This window comes from Alkalihalobacterium alkalinitrilicum (genome assembly GCF_002019605.1).
GTDB classification, from domain to species: Bacteria; Bacillota; Bacilli; order Bacillales; family Bacillaceae_F; genus Alkalihalobacterium; species Alkalihalobacterium alkalinitrilicum.
Window position 1 is genome coordinate 3,223,446 of sequence record NZ_KV917368.1, and the last position, 22,068, is coordinate 3,245,513.

21 protein-coding genes and 2 pseudogenes are annotated in these 22,068 nt (G+C 38.8%); all 23 read right to left on the bottom strand.

The genetic code is table 11. From position 1 onward, the window contains the following. Window positions 1–12: 12 nt before the first annotated feature. Window positions 13–1,047, bottom strand: coding sequence for a phosphotransferase (locus BK574_RS15580; protein WP_078429232.1), 1,035 nt, complete (start codon window positions 1,045–1,047; stop codon window positions 13–15). Between the two features lie 156 nt (window positions 1,048–1,203). Continuing rightward, on the bottom strand, window positions 1,204–2,037 hold the full coding sequence (locus tag BK574_RS15585; RefSeq protein ID WP_078429233.1) for a fumarylacetoacetate hydrolase family protein: 834 nt from the start codon (window positions 2,035–2,037) through the stop codon (window positions 1,204–1,206). Between the two features lie 461 nt (window positions 2,038–2,498). Further along, window positions 2,499–2,756 (bottom strand): hypothetical protein, encoded by a 258-nt coding sequence (locus BK574_RS15590; RefSeq protein ID WP_078429234.1) that lies wholly within the window; start codon window positions 2,754–2,756, stop codon window positions 2,499–2,501. Between the two features lie 288 nt (window positions 2,757–3,044). Then, window positions 3,045–3,317: a ubiquitin family protein gene (locus tag BK574_RS15595; RefSeq protein ID WP_078429235.1), complete on the bottom strand. Its 273-nt coding sequence runs from the start codon at window positions 3,315–3,317 to the stop codon at window positions 3,045–3,047. 107 nt (window positions 3,318–3,424) lie between these two features. Beyond that, window positions 3,425–3,871: pseudogene (locus BK574_RS29250) on the bottom strand (biotin/lipoyl-containing protein); the annotation flags it as partial. Continuing rightward, window positions 3,838–4,200, bottom strand: a pseudogene (locus tag BK574_RS15605) (biotin carboxylase N-terminal domain-containing protein); the annotation flags it as partial. The pseudogenes BK574_RS29250 and BK574_RS15605, both read right to left, overlap by 34 nt. 86 nt (window positions 4,201–4,286) lie before the next feature. Next, window positions 4,287–5,483 (bottom strand): NADP-dependent malic enzyme, encoded by a 1,197-nt coding sequence (gene ystJ / locus BK574_RS15610; protein ID WP_078429236.1) that lies wholly within the window; start codon window positions 5,481–5,483, stop codon window positions 4,287–4,289. A 203-nt stretch (window positions 5,484–5,686) separates the two neighbouring features. After that, entirely contained in the window at window positions 5,687–6,787 is a 1,101-nt protein-coding gene (locus tag BK574_RS15615; RefSeq protein WP_078430886.1) for a Leu/Phe/Val dehydrogenase, read from the bottom strand. Window positions 6,788–6,892: 105 nt separating this feature from the next. Next, complete coding sequence (gene npdG, locus BK574_RS15620; RefSeq protein ID WP_158211673.1) at window positions 6,893–7,543, bottom strand: NADPH-dependent F420 reductase; 651 nt, start codon at window positions 7,541–7,543, stop codon at window positions 6,893–6,895. Window positions 7,544–7,672: 129 nt separating this feature from the next. Continuing rightward, window positions 7,673–8,284, bottom strand: a complete 612-nt coding sequence (locus tag BK574_RS15625; protein WP_078429238.1) for a nucleotidyltransferase family protein — start codon at window positions 8,282–8,284, stop codon at window positions 7,673–7,675. Further along, complete coding sequence (locus BK574_RS15630; RefSeq protein ID WP_078429239.1) at window positions 8,277–9,323, bottom strand: XdhC family protein; 1,047 nt, start codon at window positions 9,321–9,323, stop codon at window positions 8,277–8,279. Before BK574_RS15630 ends, BK574_RS15625 begins: the two co-directional genes overlap by 8 nt. A gap of 25 nt (window positions 9,324–9,348) precedes the next feature. Then, entirely contained in the window at window positions 9,349–10,365 is a 1,017-nt protein-coding gene (locus tag BK574_RS15635; RefSeq protein ID WP_078429240.1) for a sugar kinase, read from the bottom strand. Further along, a complete protein-coding gene (locus tag BK574_RS15640) occupies window positions 10,319–10,963 on the bottom strand; it encodes a bifunctional 4-hydroxy-2-oxoglutarate aldolase/2-dehydro-3-deoxy-phosphogluconate aldolase (RefSeq protein ID WP_078429241.1) in 645 nt (214 codons plus the stop codon). The genes BK574_RS15635 and BK574_RS15640 overlap by 47 nt, the downstream gene beginning before the upstream one ends. Before the next feature lie 34 nt (window positions 10,964–10,997). Next, window positions 10,998–11,609 carry a flavin reductase family protein gene (locus tag BK574_RS15645; protein WP_078429242.1) on the bottom strand — a complete coding sequence of 204 codons (612 nt, stop codon included), beginning with the start codon at window positions 11,607–11,609 and terminating at the stop codon, window positions 10,998–11,000. An 18-nt stretch (window positions 11,610–11,627) separates the two neighbouring features. Continuing rightward, window positions 11,628–12,257, bottom strand: coding sequence for a hypothetical protein (locus BK574_RS15650; protein WP_078429243.1), 630 nt, complete (start codon window positions 12,255–12,257; stop codon window positions 11,628–11,630). A gap of 29 nt (window positions 12,258–12,286) precedes the next feature. Further along, window positions 12,287–13,453 (bottom strand): pyridoxal phosphate-dependent aminotransferase, encoded by a 1,167-nt coding sequence (locus tag BK574_RS15655; protein WP_218970582.1) that lies wholly within the window; start codon window positions 13,451–13,453, stop codon window positions 12,287–12,289. Between the two features lie 40 nt (window positions 13,454–13,493). Then, window positions 13,494–14,471 (bottom strand): ABC transporter ATP-binding protein, encoded by a 978-nt coding sequence (locus BK574_RS15660; protein WP_238458032.1) that lies wholly within the window; start codon window positions 14,469–14,471, stop codon window positions 13,494–13,496. Between the two features lies 1 nt (window position 14,472). Beyond that, window positions 14,473–15,444, bottom strand: coding sequence for an ABC transporter ATP-binding protein (locus tag BK574_RS15665; RefSeq protein WP_078429245.1), 972 nt, complete (start codon window positions 15,442–15,444; stop codon window positions 14,473–14,475). Between the two features lies 1 nt (window position 15,445). Then, on the bottom strand, window positions 15,446–16,318 hold the full coding sequence (locus tag BK574_RS15670) for an ABC transporter permease (RefSeq protein WP_078429246.1): 873 nt from the start codon (window positions 16,316–16,318) through the stop codon (window positions 15,446–15,448). 21 nt (window positions 16,319–16,339) lie between these two features. Further along, window positions 16,340–17,353, bottom strand: coding sequence for an ABC transporter permease (locus BK574_RS15675; protein ID WP_078429247.1), 1,014 nt, complete (start codon window positions 17,351–17,353; stop codon window positions 16,340–16,342). Between the two features lie 69 nt (window positions 17,354–17,422). Further along, on the bottom strand, window positions 17,423–19,051 hold the full coding sequence (locus tag BK574_RS15680) for an ABC transporter substrate-binding protein (RefSeq protein ID WP_078429248.1): 1,629 nt from the start codon (window positions 19,049–19,051) through the stop codon (window positions 17,423–17,425). Between the two features lie 89 nt (window positions 19,052–19,140). Further along, the gene (locus tag BK574_RS15685; protein WP_078429249.1) at window positions 19,141–20,712 is read right to left on the bottom strand and encodes a hydantoinase/oxoprolinase N-terminal domain-containing protein; all 1,572 of its coding nucleotides are present in this window, start codon (window positions 20,710–20,712) and stop codon (window positions 19,141–19,143) included. Further along, the gene (locus BK574_RS15690) at window positions 20,702–21,856 is read right to left on the bottom strand and encodes a DUF917 domain-containing protein (protein ID WP_078429250.1); all 1,155 of its coding nucleotides are present in this window, start codon (window positions 21,854–21,856) and stop codon (window positions 20,702–20,704) included. The genes BK574_RS15685 and BK574_RS15690 overlap by 11 nt, the downstream gene beginning before the upstream one ends. Window positions 21,857–22,068 lie beyond the last annotated feature (212 nt).

Sequence of the window (22,068 nt, forward strand, 5' to 3'; positions counted from 1 at the left end):
CGATCTTCAGTTTCAATTATTCATATAAAAAACTGGGAAAGATTTATTTGTAAGATTCTTGACAATAATTCGAGCAACATCTATATATGATGTTGCTAATTCTAGTATTTGTAAGCTAATACTTCTAATAAGATCTTGATCATGCTCGTCGGTAATATACTCTGCTGGTGATTTGCCATCCACCCTTGCCAATAATAAAAGCGCTAACACTCTAATTGTTTCTCTCTCTAACTGATTTCTATCCATAAAATCAATTGAAGAAAGATACTGTTCAACAAAGCATAGCATCAAATTCATATATCCATTAGCCCACTTTTTATTTTTTATTGATTTTAATAAAAAATGATTCGTTATAAAGGCCAAATCAAAGGCAGGATGGCCAGTATGAGCTACTTCATGATCTAATAGAAAGATTTTCTGATCTACAATTAGAATGTTTTTAGGGCTGAAATCACCGTGAACAAGTGTGGTTTTATCTTTTAACAACATATTAATAATTCTATCTATATCATTACTTAACGATTTATACTTCTCTCGAATAGTCTCTAAATATGGACTAATTCTTAGCTCTTTAAAAAATTCCTTATTATTAAATTGTTGTTTTAACTGTTCGTCCTGTGCTGCCTTTGAATGAATAATAGCTAGTGTAACTGCAATCTTCTCAGTAACTTTAAAATCTAGTTTCCCAATCATTAATTGTTGTTTCCAACTTAGAGCATTTGCAGGAGCGGCCTCCATGACAATCAAATAGTTATCGTCATCATGGTATAACAGTTTAGGAGCATCTTCTGGAATAATTTCATTAAACACGTTTAGGCAGTCTCTTTCGATGTAAATCCTCCTGATATCCGAATACCAGTCGTTCTCCACCTGTAATTTACTTCTCGCTTGCTTTATTACAAAACTTGTTGATTCGGTCGTTATTTTAACAACCTTACAAGAAATACCTCCACTAAGAACTTCACAAATTAGGTTGTCTTTATTTAAAACTAGTCCTCTTTTGTATAAGTATTCGTATAAACTTTTTTGATCGTTTATATCAATCATAGTAAGTTATTCAACTCCTTTTTTTAACTTTCCAAGGTATTTCTATATCAATATCATTCCTTAAAGTAGCTAACTGTACAAAAGTATGCATCATCAATACTTTTGTACAGTCAGTATTTTCAACCATACTTTATAGATCATCAATAACACTATTATCTAAATAAAATAGTTTGTTAACTGACCAATTTTATCAATTTCAACTTTCACTTGATCCCCAGACTTTAGCCATTCTCGTTGTTCCTCTGGATACCCAGCAATAACCCCCTCAGGTGTTCCTGTTAGGATTAGATCCCCTGGCTCAAGTGTTATATAAGTAGAGATAAAACTAACAATTTCATCAACTTTAAAAATCATGTCACTAGTGTTAGAGTTTTGGCGAAGTTCCCCATTCAAGAAACATCTGATACCTAACTCATTTGGATTACCAACTTCATCAGCTGTTACAACGTATGGACCCACAGGGCAAAAGCCATCTAAACTTTTCCCTAAAAGCCATTGTGGTGTTCTTAATTGTAAATCACGCGCCGAAATGTCATTAACAGCACAATATCCAAACACATAATCTAAAGCATTTTCACGAGAAATTTGTTTTGCCTGTTTACCGATTACAATTCCTAGCTCTGCTTCATAGTCATATTGCTTAGCAACATTTGGAAGTGTCACCTCTTTGTCTTGGGCAGTTAAGGCATTTTCAAATTTATTAAACAACACAGGAACTTCTGGAATTGGCATTCCAGCTTCTTCTGCATGACGTCGATAGTTAAGGCCAACACAAATTATTTTCTTTCCCGGTGGAACACACGGCAAAAATTCAATTTCTTCTTCAGATAAAACCCCTGAGGTTAAATCGATCAGATTTTCTATATCATTTCCATTATTAAGGCCATTGGAGATGATTTCTTTAAGTGATTTTTCTATTGGATAAATCCCTTCCTCTGTCTTGATACCTACACGTTCTTTATTCTCTTCCCTAAACACTACTAATTTCATTTTTCTACCTCCGTTTATTTATAAAAGTTTATAAAGACTTGAAATATCAGAAAATGTCATTTGTTAAATGTTAACACTTTGATAATAGTATTTTATTTCTGATAATTCAATCAACTTATCGTAACTTTTTGCATTAAAATTTTACTAAGTTCTCTATTTTTCATACCGAATAAATAATAATAGTTTATGTGTACATTTCCCATGTTTTACTTGGGTTAAAAGAAAACTTGCTTGGCTAATATTAACTGATCTATTCATCAAACTATCTTTCGATTATGGAAGTTTAAGATCATAAGAAACGCACTTCTTCAATTGATTAACATTTCCACTTGAAGAGTTTCTATTGTCAGGTTTTCTAGAAGAATAAATATTGGAAATAATACTGAAAAGATTTTGGGGTAATTGTTTTTTCTCAAATAACAAAAGTAACTAGATTTTCAACAAACGCAACTATACCTCCCTTAACTTTTTTTACGTTCACATACAAGAAATGACATTGACTTTAGACAAATTGTTGTTTCCCCACAATAAGAACAAAGTGATTTTTGCGTTTCATTTATGTTAGTATTCTGCTTTTCTACTTCTGACCATGCAGAGTAGTCTTTCATCACTTCATTTACTAATTCATAGATGTACTCATTATCCCCCTTCTCAACGGCTTCACTTATTTCATCTAGTATCTCTTTAATTCTGTGCGCAGTCACACGTACATTTCTCACTAAAATTATCCCCTCCTTATTAATTGTTTCTTACTACTGATAATTTTCTATATTTATACAAAACATTACTACTCTTTTAAAGTAGCTTGATTTGCATTATTAAGTTTTAAATTACTGAGGATGACCCCTAAGTGTTGCTCTCCCTACCTTGCAGAAAATATAATTCTCACTATTGAGTCCGTAACCACTTTGTAAATAAGGAATGCAAATATCTTTTGAGCCACCCTCATATAGGGTCAAAAAGAATTTATAAAAACCATAGCGAAATACTTTGAAAGAATTCAATTTCTAGCCTTTTCGATGTTCGAGAATTAAATTCATTTCACTACCAGTTTCTACAAAAGTATTAAGGTCGTTTAATATTCGTATATCCATTCCATCAACAATAATGTTTAATGCTGGATGTGCAACGTCAGCCTCTAGTAACTGGCCCTGCAAATCTGGATATAACGACTCTAATTCCTGAAGGAGTGAACGTACTTTTCCTTCCTTCATAGCCACAGTGGCATTCCCCCCAAAATATTTACGCCAGGCAATAGGAATGCGAACCTCAATCAACATGTAGACCCCTCCTCAATTTTGTAAGACATATGGATCCTTCCCTACACATGAGTCAAAATATTCTTTCTATCATGCTGTCTACTATCATCTTCATCATCGTTGAACTGTTCAATTAATTCAATAAGAAGATCATTGGTTTCAATATTATCTCCACTTTTAACATAAATAGCTTTAACCATAGCAGAATAAGGGGCTTGAACGGTAGTTTCCATTTACATTGCTTCTGTAATCATTAAATGATCCCCTTTTTTTACTTGGTCCCCTTCAATAACTAGTGTTTTTAGTACTGTACCAGGCATCGATGCTCCTATATGGTTTGGGTTCCCTTGATCGACTTTTTCACGAGTTGAGAGATTTGTTTTTATGTTTTGATCTTTTATGAGAATTTCACGAGATTGCCATTTAATTCGAAGTAAACAATCCTCATACCATTATCTTGCGGTTTAGAAACAGAAACTAACTTTACAATTAATGTTTTTCCTTGTTCAATTTTCTACTTCAATTTCTTCGCCTAACCTAAGTCCATAAAAGAATGTCGGTGTGTCGACTTTGGACCAATAAAAGTTATTTCCTCTTCCTCACAACGTTTAGCAAATTCAATATTCTCTGATAAAAAACCATACCCAGGATGAATCGCATCGACCTCGTTACGTTTTGCGATTTCAATAATTCCCTCGATATCAAGATAAGCATCGATTGGCTTTTTTTCTTCGCCAACTAAATAGGCTTCATCTGCTTTATACCTATGATAAGAACCAGAATCTTCTTTTGAATAAATAGCTACAGTTCTAATATTCAGTTCAGTACAAGTCCGAAAAATCCTGATTGCAATTTCCCCTCGATTTGCCACTAAAATTTTTTTAAAGCGGGTTTTTTGTTTCATATTGCCTCCTATTCACACTAATTAAATAAATATTCGGTAAACTTATATCATTCAGAACCTATAAACATGTTAAGTTGCGGTAGGACTTAAGCTTCTAAAGTCAAGGAAATTTGAGCTACCCCAGTCTCTATTGCTGCTTTCGAAACAGCTGCAGCTACATTAGAAGCTACTCTCAAATCAAATGGGCTAGGAATAACATAATCAGGGTGCAATTCTTCAGGTAAGATTATCTCTGCAATTGCATAAACTGCAGCGATCATCATTGTTTCGTTAATCTCTTTTGCACGTGCATCCAAAGCTCCACGGAAAATCCCTGGAAAAGCTAAGACATTGTTTACTTGATTTGCAAAATCAGATCTTCCCGTCCCGATAACTTTCGCTCCTGCTTTTTTTGCTTCTTCAGGCATAATTTCAGGTACTGGATTGGCCATTGCAAAGATGATTGCATCCTTATTCATGGAATTTACCATTTCTGGTGAAACTGCCCCAGCCGAAGAAACCCCTATGAATACATCAGTATTCTTCATTGCATCGGCTAAATTTCCAGATACTCTTTCTTTATTGGTGACTAACGCAATTTCTTCTTTGATAGGATTCATACCTAGTTGTCTTCCTTCGTAAATAATTCCTTTCGTATCACACATAACGATGTCTTTAACACCTAAATGAAGCAATAACTTAGTGGTTGCAATTCCAGCTGCACCAGCCCCATTAATTACAACACGAACTTGATCTATTGACTTATCAACTAACTTTAAAGCATTAATTAACCCTGCAGCTGTAACAACAGCCGTACCATGTTGATCATCATGGAAAATAGGGATTTGACATTCCTTTTTCAGACGGTCCTCGATTTCAAAACATTGTGGAGCAGCGATATCTTCTAGATTAATCCCACCAAATGTAGGTTCTAACAACTTCACAGTTTCAACGATTTTATCTACATCCACTGTATCTAAGCAAATTGGAAAAGCATCTACATCAGCAAATTCTTTAAATAACACAGCTTTCCCTTCCATTACTGGCATAGCTGCATGTGGCCCGATATTACCTAAACCTAGTACGGCTGTTCCATTAGAAATTACCCCAACTAGATTTCCTTTAATAGTATAATCAAATACTAGTTTTGGGTCCTTTTGAATCTCAATACAAGGTTCGGCAACTCCTGGAGAATAAGCAAGACTTAAATCATCTGCATTTGTGACTGGAACTTTGGAAGTGATATTTAACTTTCCTTTACTTTCTTTGTGTAATTTAAGAGCACGTTCACGTAAATTTGACATACACAGTTCACTCCTTATAAAATTTTATTAGTTTATTTAAAATTAACGTACCAACTATCAACTTAGAAAGAAGACTCCTTCTTTAATAATCAAGAAGAAGTCATTTGCTATTGGTAGAAAGATAAAGTTGTGTCCTATAACTTGGTTACCTTACAAAATTGAATTGTCGGGTCTAAGCATTAAAAATATATTTGTAGGAATTGTTATTTTCTATTTAATACACTAACTGGATTGATCAAAAACTTAGAGCGTAAACCTCGTCGTGCTTTTTCGATTCTTTCTTCTGCCATCCTATCTGCAGCGTGATACGTAGGAATGAGATCTCTTTGGCTGATTTCAAAGACTTTCATCACATTATCAAAAATCGTTTCCACTTTCTTCATAGCTCTATTTTGATTGTATCCTCCCTGTAGTTCATCAGCTATATTAATAACCCCACCCGCGTTAATTACATAGTCTGGGACATAAAGAATACCCTTTTCATGAAGAAGGTCCCCATGGTATTCTTCTTTTAATTGGTTGTTAGCTGCCCCTGCAATTATTTTAGCTTTAAGCCGTGAAATGGTTTCGTCGTTTAAAACAGCTCCCAAAGCACATGGCGCAAAGACATCACACTGTTGATCATAAATTTCGTTCGGATCTACAGACTTTGCCCCAAATTCCACTACCGCTTTTTCAACAGCTTCTTTATTAATATCAGTAACAATAAGGTTAGCGCCCTCTTGGTGGAGATACTTCAATAAGTGATAAGAAACACTCCCTACTCCTTGTACTGCAACAGTCAATCCTTCTACACTACTAGTACCGAATGCTTCTTGTACAGCTGCTTTCATGCCACAATAGACTCCGTAAGCAGTAACTGGAGAAGGGTTCCCTGAACTACCAAATGATTGGGAAATACCTGTAACAAAATCAGTTTCCATATGAATTAAGTCCATATCATTTTCTGTAGTTCCCACATCTTCAGCGGTAATATACCGTCCATTTAACCCCTGAATATACCTTCCGAGAGCCCTGAACATTTCTTCACTTTTATCTTTTCGTGGATCACCTATTATAACAGTCTTTCCTCCACCTAAGTTTAAGCCAGCAGCTGCATTTTTGTAGGTCATACCTCGCGCTAACCGAAGGGCATCATTGATTGCCGATGCTTCATTATCATACTTCCACATTCTCGAACCACCTAGAGCTGGTCCAAGGGTCGTATCATGTATGGCAATAATTGCTTTTAAGCCTGATGTTTGATCCTGACAAAGGATCATCTGTTCATAATCATAATTCTCTAGATATTGAAAAAGTTTCATGTCCATTTGTTTCTCGTCAAGTATAGTAGTGTTTTGAACTCCATTCATGATATAGTCATCTACCCTTTCTTTCTATTATTATTTTAGTATTTGTGATGAAGCTCCTTATACATTAGTAAAATCAACGCCAATACTTTTTTTCTTATATCGAATGTTCATCCCAATAACAAGAGCGGTAATTCTTTCAAGAGTAGAAGATACCTTTAATGGACCTGCATTTAATCCACGTAGTCCTATTTTATTTGCTAACTCTATTACCACTTCCTTAGCAGGTGCATCGTCACCTGCTACCAAAGTATCTCCTTTAAGTTCTTTTTCCATATCTTCAAGCATGTGAGCAGAAATAGTGTGAAATGCCGAAACTACTTTAACATCAGAACCTAAAATAACTTGTAACTTTTCTGCAGCGGATCCCTCTGGTACATTTTCAGTAGTTGGAGGTTTTCCAGGAATAAGAGCTACTGTCGTATCAACTACGATTTTTCCACTTAATTTTTCTTTTAATGGGTCAAGAATATCGTTTTGAGACTTAAATGGGATAGTGAGTATTACAACATCTCCTCTTTCAGCTGCAGTTCCATTGTCCACACCTTCAATATTAATATTACCGTGCTGTTCTTTAATTTCATTTGCAACCTTGATAGCTTTTTCTGAACTACGTGACCCTAGGACAATTGGGTATCCAGCTGCTCCTAATCGAAGTGCAAGACCCTTACCTTGATTTCCTGTTCCACCAATAATACTAATCGTTTTCATAACTTCACCCTCCATAAAATAATAATTTAAGATAATGCTTTGATTAACCTACATATTAGAATTTGTACTTATACTCTCATGCTCCACTAACATGTAGACATGTCTTAGGCTATAAATACTATTAATCTTTTAAATACAAAAGTGTGGAGAGTTTTCATATTTCTTCAATTCATTAGGAGTGTCTATGTCTACTCCCCACATTAGATTTTCAACATCGATTAATTTTAATTTCTGAGAATGTTTCTTAATGATAGACCGACCACCTTCATCACCCTTTAGACCTTGGAATTCGGTAAACAAATCTGCATCAAACAAAACAGGGTGGCCAGGTAAACTACTATACCGTGGTCGCACAATCCGAGTTCCTTCTGACCGACTATGCAAATAAGTTTGCACTATTCTTTCAATTAACATAGGAGGTAAAAAAGGTTGATCTGCCAATAAAACCATGATGGCGTCTACTTTATCTCCTATAGCTTCGACACCTAGCTTAAAAGATGTAGCCATGCCCTCCTCGTAATTTGGGTTGCTTATAACTTCTACAGGCAAATCTCTTGTATAATGCTGTAGAGACTGAATATGTTTTCCCCCAACAATGAGTATAGGACTTAGTTTAGAACTAATTGCACATTCTACTGAGTGAAGGAATAGCGGTTTTCCATGAAAATTTAATAATAATTTAGGAGCTCCCATGCGCTTTGACATTCCAGCGGCTAATATAACTGCACCAATCTTAAGCATGAATTTTGGTTCGTCCGTGCAATGGACTTCCACTACTTCCACTCCGGATCATCATTAGTTCAGATATAATACTAATTGCCACTTCCTCAATTGTCTCAGCCCCTAGATCTAACCCAATTGGCGCATGCAGAGGACCACTCGATAAAGAGGCACCGATGTTCGTAAGCATTTCTTCGGTCCGAGATAAAGGTCCTAAGACACCAATAAAACGAGGGTTGCTTTTTAAAGCAAGTTCTATAGTTGCTTCATCGCGATTTTGTTGATGATTCATTATGACCCATGAACAGTCACTTAATAACATCGAATCAGCTTCGTTAGGTTCAGCGACCATATGTGATACATCTGGAAATCGAAAGTTATTGTTAAAGTCTTTCCTTGGGTCTAATATTGTTACATCGTAACCTACTCCTTTAGCAACAGAAGCAAGTGGAATTGCATCGTGACCCGCCCCCGCTATTATGAGACGTTCACTAGGTTTCATCGTATCAATTACAAACCGCCGACTCCCATGGGAAATAACTTCTGCACGTGTTCGTTGTTTACGTTCCCGTGCAATTCTATGAATCTCCTTGGGTACCTCATCTATATCACCCCAACTATCCCCGTTCTGATCTACAAGAACCCTGACACCACTTGGAATTTCCAAAACCATAGAAAGAGGTTCATTTTTGGGGATTAGACTAAATGCTCTTTGCCAAAAGCCATCCTGAGGATCAATAGGCATAATCATTACTTCCAATGATCCTTTACAACCGATACCCAAAGACCATAGATCATTTTCACTCAGATCGTACTGTCTTGTAATTGGAGTGTTATTACGAATTGCTTCTTTAGACCACTCAAACAAATCATTCTCTAAACAACCACCGCTCAAAGTTCCAAACATCTGCCCATCATCTGCTATCATCATCTTTGCACCAGGTTGACGATAAGCTGACCCACGTACCTCAGTAATCATCAATAACGATGTTTTTTTATTGTGCTCCCAAGCCTTTTTGATATTTTTGATAACCTCTCGTGCCTCTTGTATACGCGACAAGATTTTCCCTCCTAGTAATTATGGATTATCGTGAAACAGCAACTCTGCCTGAAATAAAACTCTCTACTTCTTCAAGGGTGGGAAGTCCCTCCCAATCTCCCCTATACTGGGTGACCATTGCCCCTATTGCATTAGCTCTTTGTAAGCAGTCAAACATATTTTCTTGATCTAGATAAGCAGATAAAAATCCAGCTGCAAATCCATCACCAGCCCCGACTGTATCTACAACCTGGTGAACAGGAAATCCTGGGGCCTTTACTTTATATAAGTTTCCTTCTTCCTTTGTATAAGCAATAGATCCCTCTGGTCCTACCTTAATTACGACAATCTTTGCTCCTAACGCCAATATGTCTATTGCAATAGAATCTGGATCTTGCTTACCAGTTATAAGTTCACCCTCATCAATACCAGGTAAAATGATATCGGATAATTTAATTAGTTCAATAAATGTCTGCCTAGCCTCTGCAGCACTCCAAAGTTTGTATCTCATATTTGGATCAAAAGAAATCATTGCGCCCGCTTGTTTAGCTAGCCGAATAGCCTCAAATGAAGTTTCCTTACACTCTGAACTTAACGCAGGAGTAATTCCAGTTAAATGCAAGGTCTTTACGCCTTCGAACATTTCCTGTGATAACTCTTTTGATTTCCATACACTTGCTGCTGAACTTTTTCGATAATAGTAAACTCCTGGATCGATTGCTCCCTTAATTTCTTTAAACATTACACCAGTAGGATATTGTTTATCTCTTCTTACATAAGAGAGATCAACTCCCTCACCTAATAGAGTGGAATAAATATAATCGCCGAAGGGATCATTTCCTAACCGACTTAGCCAACCTACTCTTTTCCCTAAGCGAGTAAGACCTATCGAGACATTAGACTCGGCTCCTGCAAGTGATTTTGCTAAAGATGATGCATATTGCAATCGACTATCTTGAACCGTTTGAAATAATACCATTGTTTCTCCTAGAGTCAAAATTTCTGGATTTATCCCCTTATGAGTCACAGCTGTCACAACCTTTAATTGTTTGCATAAACGCATTTGCAGACTGAGTTAATAGATCAAAATTACCTTGAGTAATAGCTTCTTTCTTAATTAAACTGCTACCAACACCAACAGCAACGGCACCTGCCTTAAAAAAACTTTTAACATTGTCGATATTGACTCCGCCGACAGCTACCATTGGAATGTGACCAAGCGGTCCTTGTAGTTCTTTAAGATGGCTGACTCCAAGACTGCTTGAAGGAAAAACTTTTACCATTTTTGCACCTGCATTGTACGCTTTCACAATTTCAGTTGGTGTCATTACACCAGGCAGGACATCTATTCCTCTTTCCAATCCAAACTTAATAACATCTTCATCAACATTAGGGGTAATGAGATATTGAGCCCCAGCTGCAATCGCTTCTTTAGCCATCTCTTTATTTAGAACGGTACCAGCACCGATATACATTTTTCCATTAGAGGAGTCAACCAATTTTGATATCATTTGAGGTGCATCATCTGTATTCATAGTTACTTCTATTAGATGAACACCTCCCGCATGTATTGCATCTGCCACTGGAACTGCACTTGAGGTTTCAATGCCGCGAATAATTGCGACCAAACGATACTCCTTCAACCATTCATAAAATCCCATTTAAAGTTCTCCTCCTTTATTCTCACACCAACTTTTAACGGTCGTTGTATGGGACAAAGATATTATGTAACCCCGCTGTCTTTACAAAAGAGTGAACTTGACCACCATTTTTCCTGTACTGATCTAAGTGAATTACAGGCCAAGCTTGATCGATTTTTAAGGTAAGGTCTTTTGTATAATCTTCCTCTTCAAAGGAAACTACCTTAACGTCACCTAATATCAATGTATGGTCACCCACGTCTACTTCTTTAAAGAGGCGGCACTCCAAACTAGCCCTACATTCAGCAATTCCTGGAGTTTGGATGACACGCGATTCCAGACGTTGAAACCCGATTACCGAGAATTTACTTACGTCGCTAGGATGTTGGTACGACGCCTGGACTAGCTTATCAGCGACCTGCATAGTGGGGATGTTTAACACAAACTCCTTCTCCCTACGAATATTGGTCAGTGTACGATTCGGTGGAGAGTTTACCAATGCAACGCTTACCCGAGGTGGATTGGCTGATACTGGCATATTCCAGCCAAAAGGGGCAACATTAATGGTGCCATCCTTATTAAGGGTAGTTAGCATTGCTGGTCGACTAGGCTGGAGAAATGACCAATATTCGTCTATCTGTTCTTCGGATAATATAACTTTTGCCATGGTAACACCATCCTTCCTTTATGCTTCAACGTCGCGAACCAAGTTTGCGGTCTTGTGTCGAATCATAGACACGAGCTCTTTCATAATTTGTTCGCCATACGGTTCTGATAAAGCTAACTCTTCCCACTTGTCTAGTGAACCGAAACTGTCAACACCCGTCAGTAACCACAGAGAGCGTTCACCAAACCCTAATTCAGATTGCATAACGTGGGCCGTAAACCCCCGTTCTCTCCAATAGGGAAGGCATTTCTCAATTAGATGTTTTTCTAGTTCTCCTGCTGGTCGATTTGAATCAAACCCTTCGATGTGCCACATAGGATGAGCATGCCAATTTAGAGGGGTTGCACCCGCTCCAATCTCCTTTAACATTTTAGCTTGCGGCGTTCCATCAGCTAAATTTATTAATTGGCTTAATAGCTCTACACCCTTTGGATCTGCCCCAACTCTTTCTGGCCAACGATCAAGATCTGCAAATGAATTTGCTTCAGTTGTGAAAAAAAATTCTCCTTGCCCCAACTCGTGCTGAGTCACAAAAAATTTAACATTGAATCCACAACTACGGAAATACGGAAGTAGCTCATCACGCATTAACGCCTCGATTTCACCAGGGGCACCCAAGCTTGCTTGTATTTTTTCAAAATGCCACATTCTTTACTACCACCTCTCTAACAGACAACTTAAGAACGACTGTACTCCTTAGATACGAAACTATTAATACGTTCAAGCGCTTGTTGAAGAAGCTCATCGCTTTTAGCGTAACAAATTCGAATATATCCTTCTCCAGCCTCACCAAACCCTGAACCTGGTACAGTCATAACCCCAGTCTGTTTTAATAATTCAGTCGCAAACTCTTGTGAACTTTTCCCAAGCTCTTTGATATTCACAAATAAGTAGAAGGCTCCTCCAGGCTTAATCACTGAGATACCAGGAATTTTATTTAACCCTTCAACCATGAGGTCGCGACGCTCCTTGTAACGCTTAACCATCTCGTCAACCGCATCTTGAGGTCCTTCTAAAGCAGCGACGGCAGCCATTTGTGCCATTGTATTAGCACACGACGCCATCCCTTCCTGTAACTTTAAGAGTGGAGCAATGACATTTTCACTAGCAGCAACATATCCTACCCTCCAGCCACACATAGCGTAGGACTTAGAGAAACTGTTAACAGTAATAACAACTTCCTTGGCCCCAGGTAAAGAAGCAGGGCTGAAGTGCTCATTTTCATCATAAATAATTTTTTCATATACTTCGTCACTGATTAGATAAACCTCGTGTTTCTTTGCTAATTCAACAAACTCTTGAACAGACTTTTTTTCTAGTAAGGCTCCAGTAGGGTTATTAGGTGTATTAATTAGAATAGCTCTTGTTTTTTCTGTGATAGCCGCTTCTACCGCTTCTACTTGAAGAGAGAAACCGTCTTCTTCATAAGTAGGAACACGTACTGGTACACCACCTGCCATTAAGATTTGTGTAATATAGTTAGGCCATGTTGGATCAGCTAAAATCACTTCATCCCCTGGGTTTAATAGAGTCATCATCAACAATCCTAATGCCTCAGTTGCACCAATCGTAACGTCAATTTCAGTTTCAGGATCATAGCTAATACCATTATCGCGCTCAAATTTTGCTGCAATGGCCTTACGTAAGGACATGATTCCTGCGTTACTTGAATAGTAGTGGTGCCCTTCTAATGAAGCTTTTACATTGGCATTTACGATATTTTCTGGTGTCGTAAAATCTGGTGCCCCAATAGTAAGGTCGATGACATCATCTAGACCTTGAGCAAGGTTAAAGAATTGCCGAATTGCTGATTTAGGCATTGACAAAGCACGTTCTGCGATCATTGTATATTCCTCCCTTTGTTTTCACTTAAAATAAAGTAGATCACTTAACTTCTAACATTTTTACACTCTCAGTTTCTTCAACTAGATGACACGCTACATCGTGTCCACCAGGAAGGGTTCGAGTTTCTGGATACTTTTCAGCACAACGCGGCTCTGCCAATGGACAACGATCTACTAAAGAACATCCTTTTGGTAAAGACACTGGACTCGGTGTATCCCCTTCTAGACGCATTCGCTCTTTCTTAGCATCTGGATCGGCAACAGGTATAGCAGAAAGTAAAGCTCGAGTATATGGGTGTTGTGGGTTTGAGAAGACCTCTGAAACTGGCCCTGCTTCAACAATACGTCCTAAATACATGACCATTACGCGACTACACAAATGCTTTACCGTGTTCATATCATGCGTAATCAACAAGTATGTGGCATTTAGATCCTTTTGTAATTTACGTAATAAATTAACTACCGAAAGCTTTACCGACATATCTAAAGCCGAAGTTGGCTCATCCAATACCACTAGTTCAGGTTGGGTAATTAATGCTCGCGCAATTCCAACCCGCTGACGCTGACCACCAGAGAGCTGGCGAGGATAACGGTCTAAATGCTGTGCACCTAATTGCACCTTTTCAAGTATTTCTATGATACGTTTCTCTAACTCTGGGCCTTTAGCAAGGCCTTGTAACTTCAACGGTTCAGCTAATGTTCGTCTAACAGTAAAAAGAGGGTTTAAAGACATAGTTGGATCCTGGAAAACCATCTGAATCTGGCGTCGATACGCCCGGAATTTTTTTTCAGGCATTTGACTAATATCTGTTCCATTAAAGATGATTTGTCCTTCAGTAGGATCTGTTAACTTTAATACGCAACGAGCTGTAGTCGATTTACCGCAACCACTTTCCCCTACCAAAGCGACCACTTCACCAGGTTCAATGTCAAGTGAAATCCCGTTTACGGCGTGTACGGTATCTTGACCAGATCGGAACCACTTTTTTAAATTTTTAATTTCCAGTAATGGAGCCATATCAGTTCTCCTCCCCATAAAGATGACACATCACAGTGTGACCATCACCTACATTTGTAACGACAGGCTTTGTACTAAAGCAAACCTCAGTTGCCACTGGACATCTGTTTGCATACCTGCAGCCTTGCGTATTATAGTCAATGCCTGGTGTAATATCCTCAATTTCTATCTCAGCACTCGAATTTTGATCTAATCGTAGTAGGGAACCAATCAAGTGTTGAGAGTATGGATGCTTTTGTTCTTTAAAAATTGTCTGTACATCGGCCATTTCAACGATGTTCCCCCCATACATTACCGCTACACGATCACAGGTTTCCGCTACTATACCAAGGTCATGAGTAATTAATAATACTGACATCCCCAACTTTTTCTGTAGTTCCTTGATTAAATCAAATATTTGTGCTTCTATCGTCACGTCTAGCCCAGTGGTTGGTTCATCAGCGATCAGTAAGTCTGGGTTACAGGCAAGAGCCATCGCAATCATAATTCGCTGACACATACCTCCTGAAAGCTCATGGGGATAGGCATCATACCTAGCATTGGGATCCGGTATCCCTACTAGTTTCAGCATCTTTAAAGACTCGGCTTTAGCTTCGGCATTATTATATTTAGAGTGAATTTTGTAGGCCCGCGCAATTTGTTCTCCCACTTTCATTAAGGGGTTTAAGCTAGTACGTGGGTTTTGGAAGATCATCGAGATTTGACTTCCGCGTATCTTCTGTAACTCTGTTTCTTTCTTTGCTAGAAGGTCTTCTTCTTGAAAGATTATTTGGCCAGTTTCAATTTTGGCTGGTTGTCGTGTCAAACTTAAAACTGCAGTAGCAGTTACGGTTTTCCCCGATCCACTCTCGCCTACTAGTCCAATCACTTCGTTGCGTCGAATAGAAAAAGAGATGTCGTCAACCACTCGGTTAATTTTCTGCTGTTGTGGAAATGTGACAGTAAGACCTTTGACGTCTAATAACTCTTCCATATTAATCCTCCTTCATCTTCCGCATACCGTTTGCAATGAGGTTAAAAGTAAGGACGGCCAATATTACCGCCATGCCAGGGAAGAACGATGTCCACCATTCACCAGAAAATATATCTCTAACCCCATTTCCAATCATTACACCCCATTCTGCAGTTGGTGCTTTTACACCTAGTCCTAAAAAGCTTAATCCCGCCGTGTCTAAGATTGCCCACCCCATCGTGAGTGTACATTGAGTTAAAGCAGGCCCAATTGCATTAGGCATAAGATGAACTAGCATAATCTTAAATTTTGGTGTACCAATACAGCGAGCAGCATCTGCAAATTCTGCATTACGGAGTTTGAGCATTTCCCCGCGGGTTAGACGTATAAAATAAGGCATATAGGCAATACTTAATGCAAGAATTACGTTTTGTATACTATTTCCTAGCATCGCCGTAACACCTAGGGCAAGAATAAAGGCTGGAAATGATAGCATAATGTCAACGATTCTAGAGATAATAAGATCGACCCAGCCACCATAATATCCTGCCACTGCACCTATTAATGCACCAACAACCAAAGCTAATGCAGTTACCGACAATGCAATGAACAGATCTAATTGTGCAGCGTAAATTACCCTGGTCATAATGTCTCGGCCAAATTCGTCAGTGCCAAAAGGGTTACTTAATGATGGCGCCTCGTACTGATTACCTGGACTCGTTTCATAAGGTGAGTATGGTGTCAGTAATGGGCCAACGATCGCTACAAACAACAAAAAGATTAGAAGAATTAAACCAGTAGTTAAACTTAAATTGTGCCTAAAAATCTGGTTTAAGCTATACCACTTCTCTTTCCGCGGAGACGTTACCTCAGCTGTTTCAGTCGAAGGATTCATATACAAATCCCCCTCCTTTCGTTAATGAAGTCGAATTCTTGGATCAACAATACTATAAAGAATGTCAACCACTAGATTGATAAATACATAGGAGACAGCGATTACTAGGACAACCCCTTGGATAGAATTAAAGTCGTTTGACATTAAGGCTTGCCAAACATAGATACCAATTCCAGGCCAAGAGAATATCATCTCAATTAGGACACTGCCTGCAATTAGGTAACCAAGCACAATACCTAATGTTGTTAGTACTGGAATCATGGCGTTGCGCAAAGCATCCTTAAACACATATTCGTTCCCAGAAACACCTAAAGCCCGAGCTGATTGGATATAATCTGCCTGAAGTACCTTTATCATTGAATCACGGGACATCTTTGCAATAGGAGCGATAATAACAAATGCCAATGTAATTGCTGGTAATATTAATTGCAAAATTGCAGCTTTCAGTGTTGCAAAATTCCCTGTAAGAAGACTATCAATGATATATAACCCTGTAATATTCGTTGGTGGCATAGTTAAATCATCTAATCGTCCTGTTGGAGGTGGTGCAATGTTTAGTTGGTAATAGAAAATATAAATTAACATTAAACCGAGCCAAAACACTGGAGTTGAAACCCCTAGAATACTTATACCTTGCATCAGCCGGTCAATCCATCCACCTTTTACTGCAGCAAATATTCCTAAAGGTAAGCCAATTATTACCGCTATGAACAAGCTGATAAGAGCAAGTTCGACCGTTGCTGGAATACGCTGTGCAAGGTCTTTATTAACGGGCTGTCCTGTTGTCCAACTATTACCTAAGTTTCCTTGTAACACTTGTCCAAGGTAGTTACCATACTGCACTATCAAAGGTTTATCGAGTCCCATTTCTTTTTCCATTGCTTTAATAGTGGCTTCATCTGCAAACTGGCCTACTTTTACAAGCGCTGGGTTTCCAGGAAGTATGTGAGTCAGGATGAAAACGATTGTGAGTACTCCAAATATAGTAATAACAGCTAGTAATAATCGTTTTGATAAATATCTAAAGAAATTCATACGCAAATCCCCCTTTGTTGAGTAAGGAAAAGACAGGTGGCTATCGCCACCTGACTTTCCTACTCCTTCCTACTTGTGAAGAGTATGGAAACGGATATGTTGGTCAGGCCAACGATTCATTCCCTTAATTTCACTGTTAGCTGCTACTACATAGTTTCGCTGGTAAAGTAAAGCGATCGGCGCATCTTCTACAATCATCTGTTGAAGCTTATGTGATAGTTCCTCGCGCTTGGTTTCATCCAACTCATACATACCTTGAGCGATTAGTTCGTCTACTTCAGGGTTTTTGTACTTTGCCGCGTTAGTAGCTGCATCGGATGTAAACATCCAGAACATTTGGAAGAAAGGATCGTTTACCCAAGAGAACCAGTACTCAATAAACATTGGCATTACACCAGATTGTTGATTTTCACGATATGCAGCGTCAGAAACTGTGTTAATTTCTACATTTATTCCTATTTGTTCTAATGCATCTTTAATCCAAACTGCTACCTGCTGATCTTCTGTACGACTTGTATTTACATACAGCTCTGTACTAAATCCAGACACTCCAGCTTCCTCTAGTAATTCCTTAGCCTTTTCAATGTTATAAGCATTATCGCCAACAACGTCTAGATGAGTAGGCATCCCTTCAGGAACAACACTATTTAGTGGTCGAGCAAATCCATATAGGACATTATTAATTAAATTGTCGCTATCAATAGCTAGGTTAACAGCCTGTCTCACTAACGGATCATCAAAAGGCGCAACATCGTTGTTCATTACAAGGTAGTTCGTGTTAGTTGAGGGAAAATCATAAACTGTAATTTCTGGGTCTTCTTTCAATTCAGCAAGGTTTCTAGGTGGTAGACCTAGAGCCACATCTACTGCTCCCTGCTTTAAAAGCGCCAAGCGTTGCTGTGCATCTTGTACTACTCTCACGATAACACCATCATTTTTTAACTTATCTTCGTTCCAATAATTTGGAGCTGGACTTAAACGGTACTCTACTCCTGGTGTCCAATCAGATAGTAAATAAGGTCCAGTACCAAGGATATTATTTCTATACCAATCATTTGCCCATGGATCTGCATCTGTTGCATTCTCTTGAGTAACACTTGGACTCACAGGGACATTTAAAGCAAGTGGTAGAACTTTCTCAGTCATCGGGCTTCCCTGTTCTAAAGTGATCACAACGCTGTCGTCAACTACCTCCACTTGATCCATACTGCTCACAGTGATGATCCCCCATAGTAATGCAGAATAACCACCACCAGTTAATGCACGTTCAATAGAAAAAGCTACAGCTTCAGCGTCAACAGGATCACCGTTAGTAAAAGTTGCACCAGAATTAACTTTCAAAGTAACTACTGTGCCGTCTTCTGAAATCTCATAATCTGTCAGATTAGGAACTACTTCATCAGTATTAGCAATAATCGTTCCTTCACTATCTTCAGAAGAGCCAAAGTCGACGAATGTTTCATACGTCGCATCCACGACGATCTGTGCTGCATCGGATTTAAATGCATAAGGATCGAGGTTGTCAATGTCAGAATCCATCGTTACTCGGATAACATTCTGTTCAGTAGAACTATCCTCTTGATTTGCTTCAGGATCTTCATTGCTATTACTAGTCGGCTCATTGCTACATGCTACAAATAACAAACCAACAAGAAGAACGATTAGAAGACTACCCCACTTGCTTAAATAATTTTTCATTCACCTTTTCCTCCTCTAAATTATCTTTTATTTTTATTTCTAAATTTCAAAAATATCTGATATTTAGAAAGTTTAAAAAACTACTATCCTTAACTACTTAGTATACCTGCAGCTTTTGCCCTTATGCGGAGCGCATGGTTTGATAGATACGCTAAAGGAACTTCTTCAAAATCTACAATAGATACTGAGTTAGCTTCAGCACCTGCATTCATCGCCATACGAATTGCCGTTGCTTTAGCTTCTTCTACAGCCTGAGCACGAGTAGTTTTTTCTAGACTCCACATACGGTCTACCTCACCAGAAACCTGTGCGATAGCAGCTCCAATGGCATTCGCGTATTGATAGTGAAGAGGACGAATAACCTCAGAGGTACCAGCTAACTTATCAGGCATTAAAATGCTACCACCTCCAACTAGTACTGCAGGAAGATCAACATTACTAGTTTTCATCTTATCAATCGAAGCCTCTGTTATTTCGCGTATTTGCTGTGACACTTGAGATACGACAGTATCTGGTATGTGGCTTGTACGTTCAACCAAAAATGCAGGATGATTGATTTTCTCAGGATCCATTCGAGCTATAATATCAGTCGTAGTAAGGGTATCTCCACCAAATCCAATCCCTTTCTCTAACAACTGGTAACCAACGCTATCTGGGCCAATCTTTACTGCTCCATTTTCCAAACGAACTACGCTACCGCCACCTAGTCCAACAGCTAAGATATCTGGCATTCGAAAGTTTGTCCTAACCCCGCCAATTTCCACTGCAATACCTGATGTCCTAGGGAAACCTTTCGTCAAAACACCTACATCAGTTGTAGTGCCGCCAACATCAACCACAAGGCAATCATCGAGACCACTAAGGAAAGCTGCGCCTCGAATACTGTTAGTCGGACCAGAACCAATTGTAAGTATCGGGAAGCGACGGACATATTCTAAATCCATTAAGGTTCCATCGTTCTGGGCAAAAAGTATTCTAGGAGACATCCCCCGTTCAATTAAAGCTTTTTCCAGTCCACCAGCAGCTTTAGCAGCTACTTTTACTAGGGCTGCATTCAACCCTGCCGAGTTCTCACGCTCTAATAAACCGATGCTACCAATCTCATGAGACATTGTAATTGGAACTTCAGGTCCTAACGCAGCCTGTAACCGCTTGGCTAATTGTTTCTCTTGATCAGAGCGAACAGGGGAAAATATACCACAAATGGCTACAGCCTCCACGCATTCTGATTTCAGTTTTCGTATAACCTCATCTACTTCATAATCATCAAGATCTTTACTAATTAACGTCCCATCGTATTCGTAACCACCCTGAATTTCAAAATACAGATCACCAACGACCTCACGTAAGTCTTCCGGCCATGTAAACATAGGGTTGATGGAACTAGCAGCAGGACGAGAGATACGAATTAACCCGATGCGAGCGAGGCTCTTACGTTCTACTAACGCATTCGTACAAGCTGTAGTACCTAACATTGTGTAATCAACTTTTGCTGGGTCGACATTTGCTTGTGACATTACCTCATCGATTGCATTAAAAATACCTGTACCAATATCCTCAGTAGTCGGTGTTTTTATACCACCTAAGAGGTTATTTCGATTATCAAGGAGAACCGCATCAGTATTCGTCCCCCCTACATCAATTCCAATCTTATAACTCAAGGTGATCCACCTCCTTTAAAACTTTAAATTTTTCCTTATAGTATTCTGAATGAATTTCTTCCATCAGTTGATAATCTACATCGTAGCCAAAATAACGAGGCCCCCACACTTCAAGAGCTTGTGGCGTGCGCATGATCTCAGGTGTAGGAATACCAAGAGCAGTGACGCGGTACCCATATCTCACACCTTCTGTAGTGATCGGCATCCCAGTTTCTGCGTCGAGTAATGTGATTAAATCTGGTACCATCGCAACAATCTCTCCATCTTTTCGTGCGATTAGGTTTTCATTCTGGAAATCTACCTCTAGGGTACTTCCTTGAAACTTATCAAACCCTTCGATCTGAATCATTCCTCTTACAAAACCATCTTTTGTTTGACGATCAACACCAGTAACTTTCCCTTGGAAAAGTACCATACCTGGACCGTAAATCGAATTAGCAGTAACCCCAATAATTGCCTCAATAGGGTCTTCCTTACGAATACGTGCCTCTCGTATCGCTCGACCAATTCGAATGGCTAATGAAACTGTACCTGTAATAGCTACCTCTTTAACCTGTTGACCACTCATTGGGTATTCAGCTAAATGAGAGGTAGCTCCCATTTTAACCGTGATTGCTCGAGCAAAACGTTCTAAGCTAAGATTGTCTTTTGTGTTCAATATACAGTGGTCACCCTGCTCGTTATGAAGAACCATCGGTGAACCACTTATACCGTATATATGAAACGTTTCCATTTGAAGCTCTGGGAAAGCTCTCCCCATGCCATCAGCATCTACAACTGGTATTCCAGCCTGAGCTGCAACTACAAAAGGTATCGTTGAATTTCCACCACCACATTCAATAGGCATGGTAGCAAAAGCACGCTTTCCTAAATACTTTTCCAAAGCTCGAAGTGCGTTATAGCCCTCCTCTCCATTTGGAATTTTCTCAATACTAACTGTAGGTGCACCCATTGCTGCAGTTGGAATTACTAATGCGTCATCTGGAAGCTCGTGGGGTGCAAGTAAAGTTATTGGACCTGTTTCACGAATTGCACGTTGTGCCATTAACTTACCTACATATGGATCTCCCCCGCCTCCAGTACCGAGTACTGCTGCACCGATGGCTAAATCTTCTATTTCTTGTTCTCCAATTAATGTAGCCAATATTAAAAACTCCCCTCTCCTTTTATCTGATTATTTTTAACCTTTTGTAAACTATATTGCAAGATATGTGCCAACTTAGATAGTCGATAGACAAAATTTTACAAAAAGTAATAAAAAAATAGGTTTTTATTAGTGTTTTTAGTAAATAATTACAAATATTTGGTGAAAAACAATAGCTTTTTTGCAGGGAAAGAAGTTTATTAATTAACATT

Coding starts and splice junctions, on each gene's coding strand:
- BK574_RS15585 (WP_078429233.1), bottom strand. CDS start 2,037: ATGAAATTAGTAGTGTTTAGGGAAGAGAATAAAGAACGTGTAGGTATC.
- BK574_RS15625 (WP_078429238.1), bottom strand. CDS start 8,284: ATGCTTAAGATTGGTGCAGTTATATTAGCCGCTGGAATGTCAAAGCGC.
- BK574_RS15680 (WP_078429248.1), bottom strand. CDS start 19,051: ATGAAAAATTATTTAAGCAAGTGGGGTAGTCTTCTAATCGTTCTTCTT.
- BK574_RS15635 (WP_078429240.1), bottom strand. CDS start 10,365: ATGCGTTTATGCAAACAATTAAAGGTTGTGACAGCTGTGACTCATAAG.
- ystJ (WP_078429236.1), bottom strand. CDS start 5,483: ATGTCAAATTTACGTGAACGTGCTCTTAAATTACACAAAGAAAGTAAA.
- BK574_RS15580 (WP_078429232.1), bottom strand. CDS start 1,047: ATGATTGATATAAACGATCAAAAAAGTTTATACGAATACTTATACAAA.
- BK574_RS15665 (WP_078429245.1), bottom strand. CDS start 15,444: ATGGAAGAGTTATTAGACGTCAAAGGTCTTACTGTCACATTTCCACAA.
- BK574_RS15660 (WP_238458032.1), bottom strand. CDS start 14,471: ATGGCTCCATTACTGGAAATTAAAAATTTAAAAAAGTGGTTCCGATCT.
- BK574_RS15675 (WP_078429247.1), bottom strand. CDS start 17,353: ATGAATTTCTTTAGATATTTATCAAAACGATTATTACTAGCTGTTATT.
- BK574_RS15615 (WP_078430886.1), bottom strand. CDS start 6,787: ATGAAACTTTTTCAATATCTAGAGAATTATGATTATGAACAGATGATC.
- BK574_RS15595 (WP_078429235.1), bottom strand. CDS start 3,317: ATGTTGATTGAGGTTCGCATTCCTATTGCCTGGCGTAAATATTTTGGG.
- BK574_RS15640 (WP_078429241.1), bottom strand. CDS start 10,963: ATGGGATTTTATGAATGGTTGAAGGAGTATCGTTTGGTCGCAATTATT.
- BK574_RS15650 (WP_078429243.1), bottom strand. CDS start 12,257: ATGTGGCATTTTGAAAAAATACAAGCAAGCTTGGGTGCCCCTGGTGAA.
- BK574_RS15645 (WP_078429242.1), bottom strand. CDS start 11,609: ATGGCAAAAGTTATATTATCCGAAGAACAGATAGACGAATATTGGTCA.
- npdG (WP_158211673.1), bottom strand. CDS start 7,543: ATGAAAACGATTAGTATTATTGGTGGAACAGGAAATCAAGGTAAGGGT.
- BK574_RS15670 (WP_078429246.1), bottom strand. CDS start 16,318: ATGAATCCTTCGACTGAAACAGCTGAGGTAACGTCTCCGCGGAAAGAG.
- BK574_RS15655 (WP_218970582.1), bottom strand. CDS start 13,453: ATGATCGCAGAACGTGCTTTGTCAATGCCTAAATCAGCAATTCGGCAA.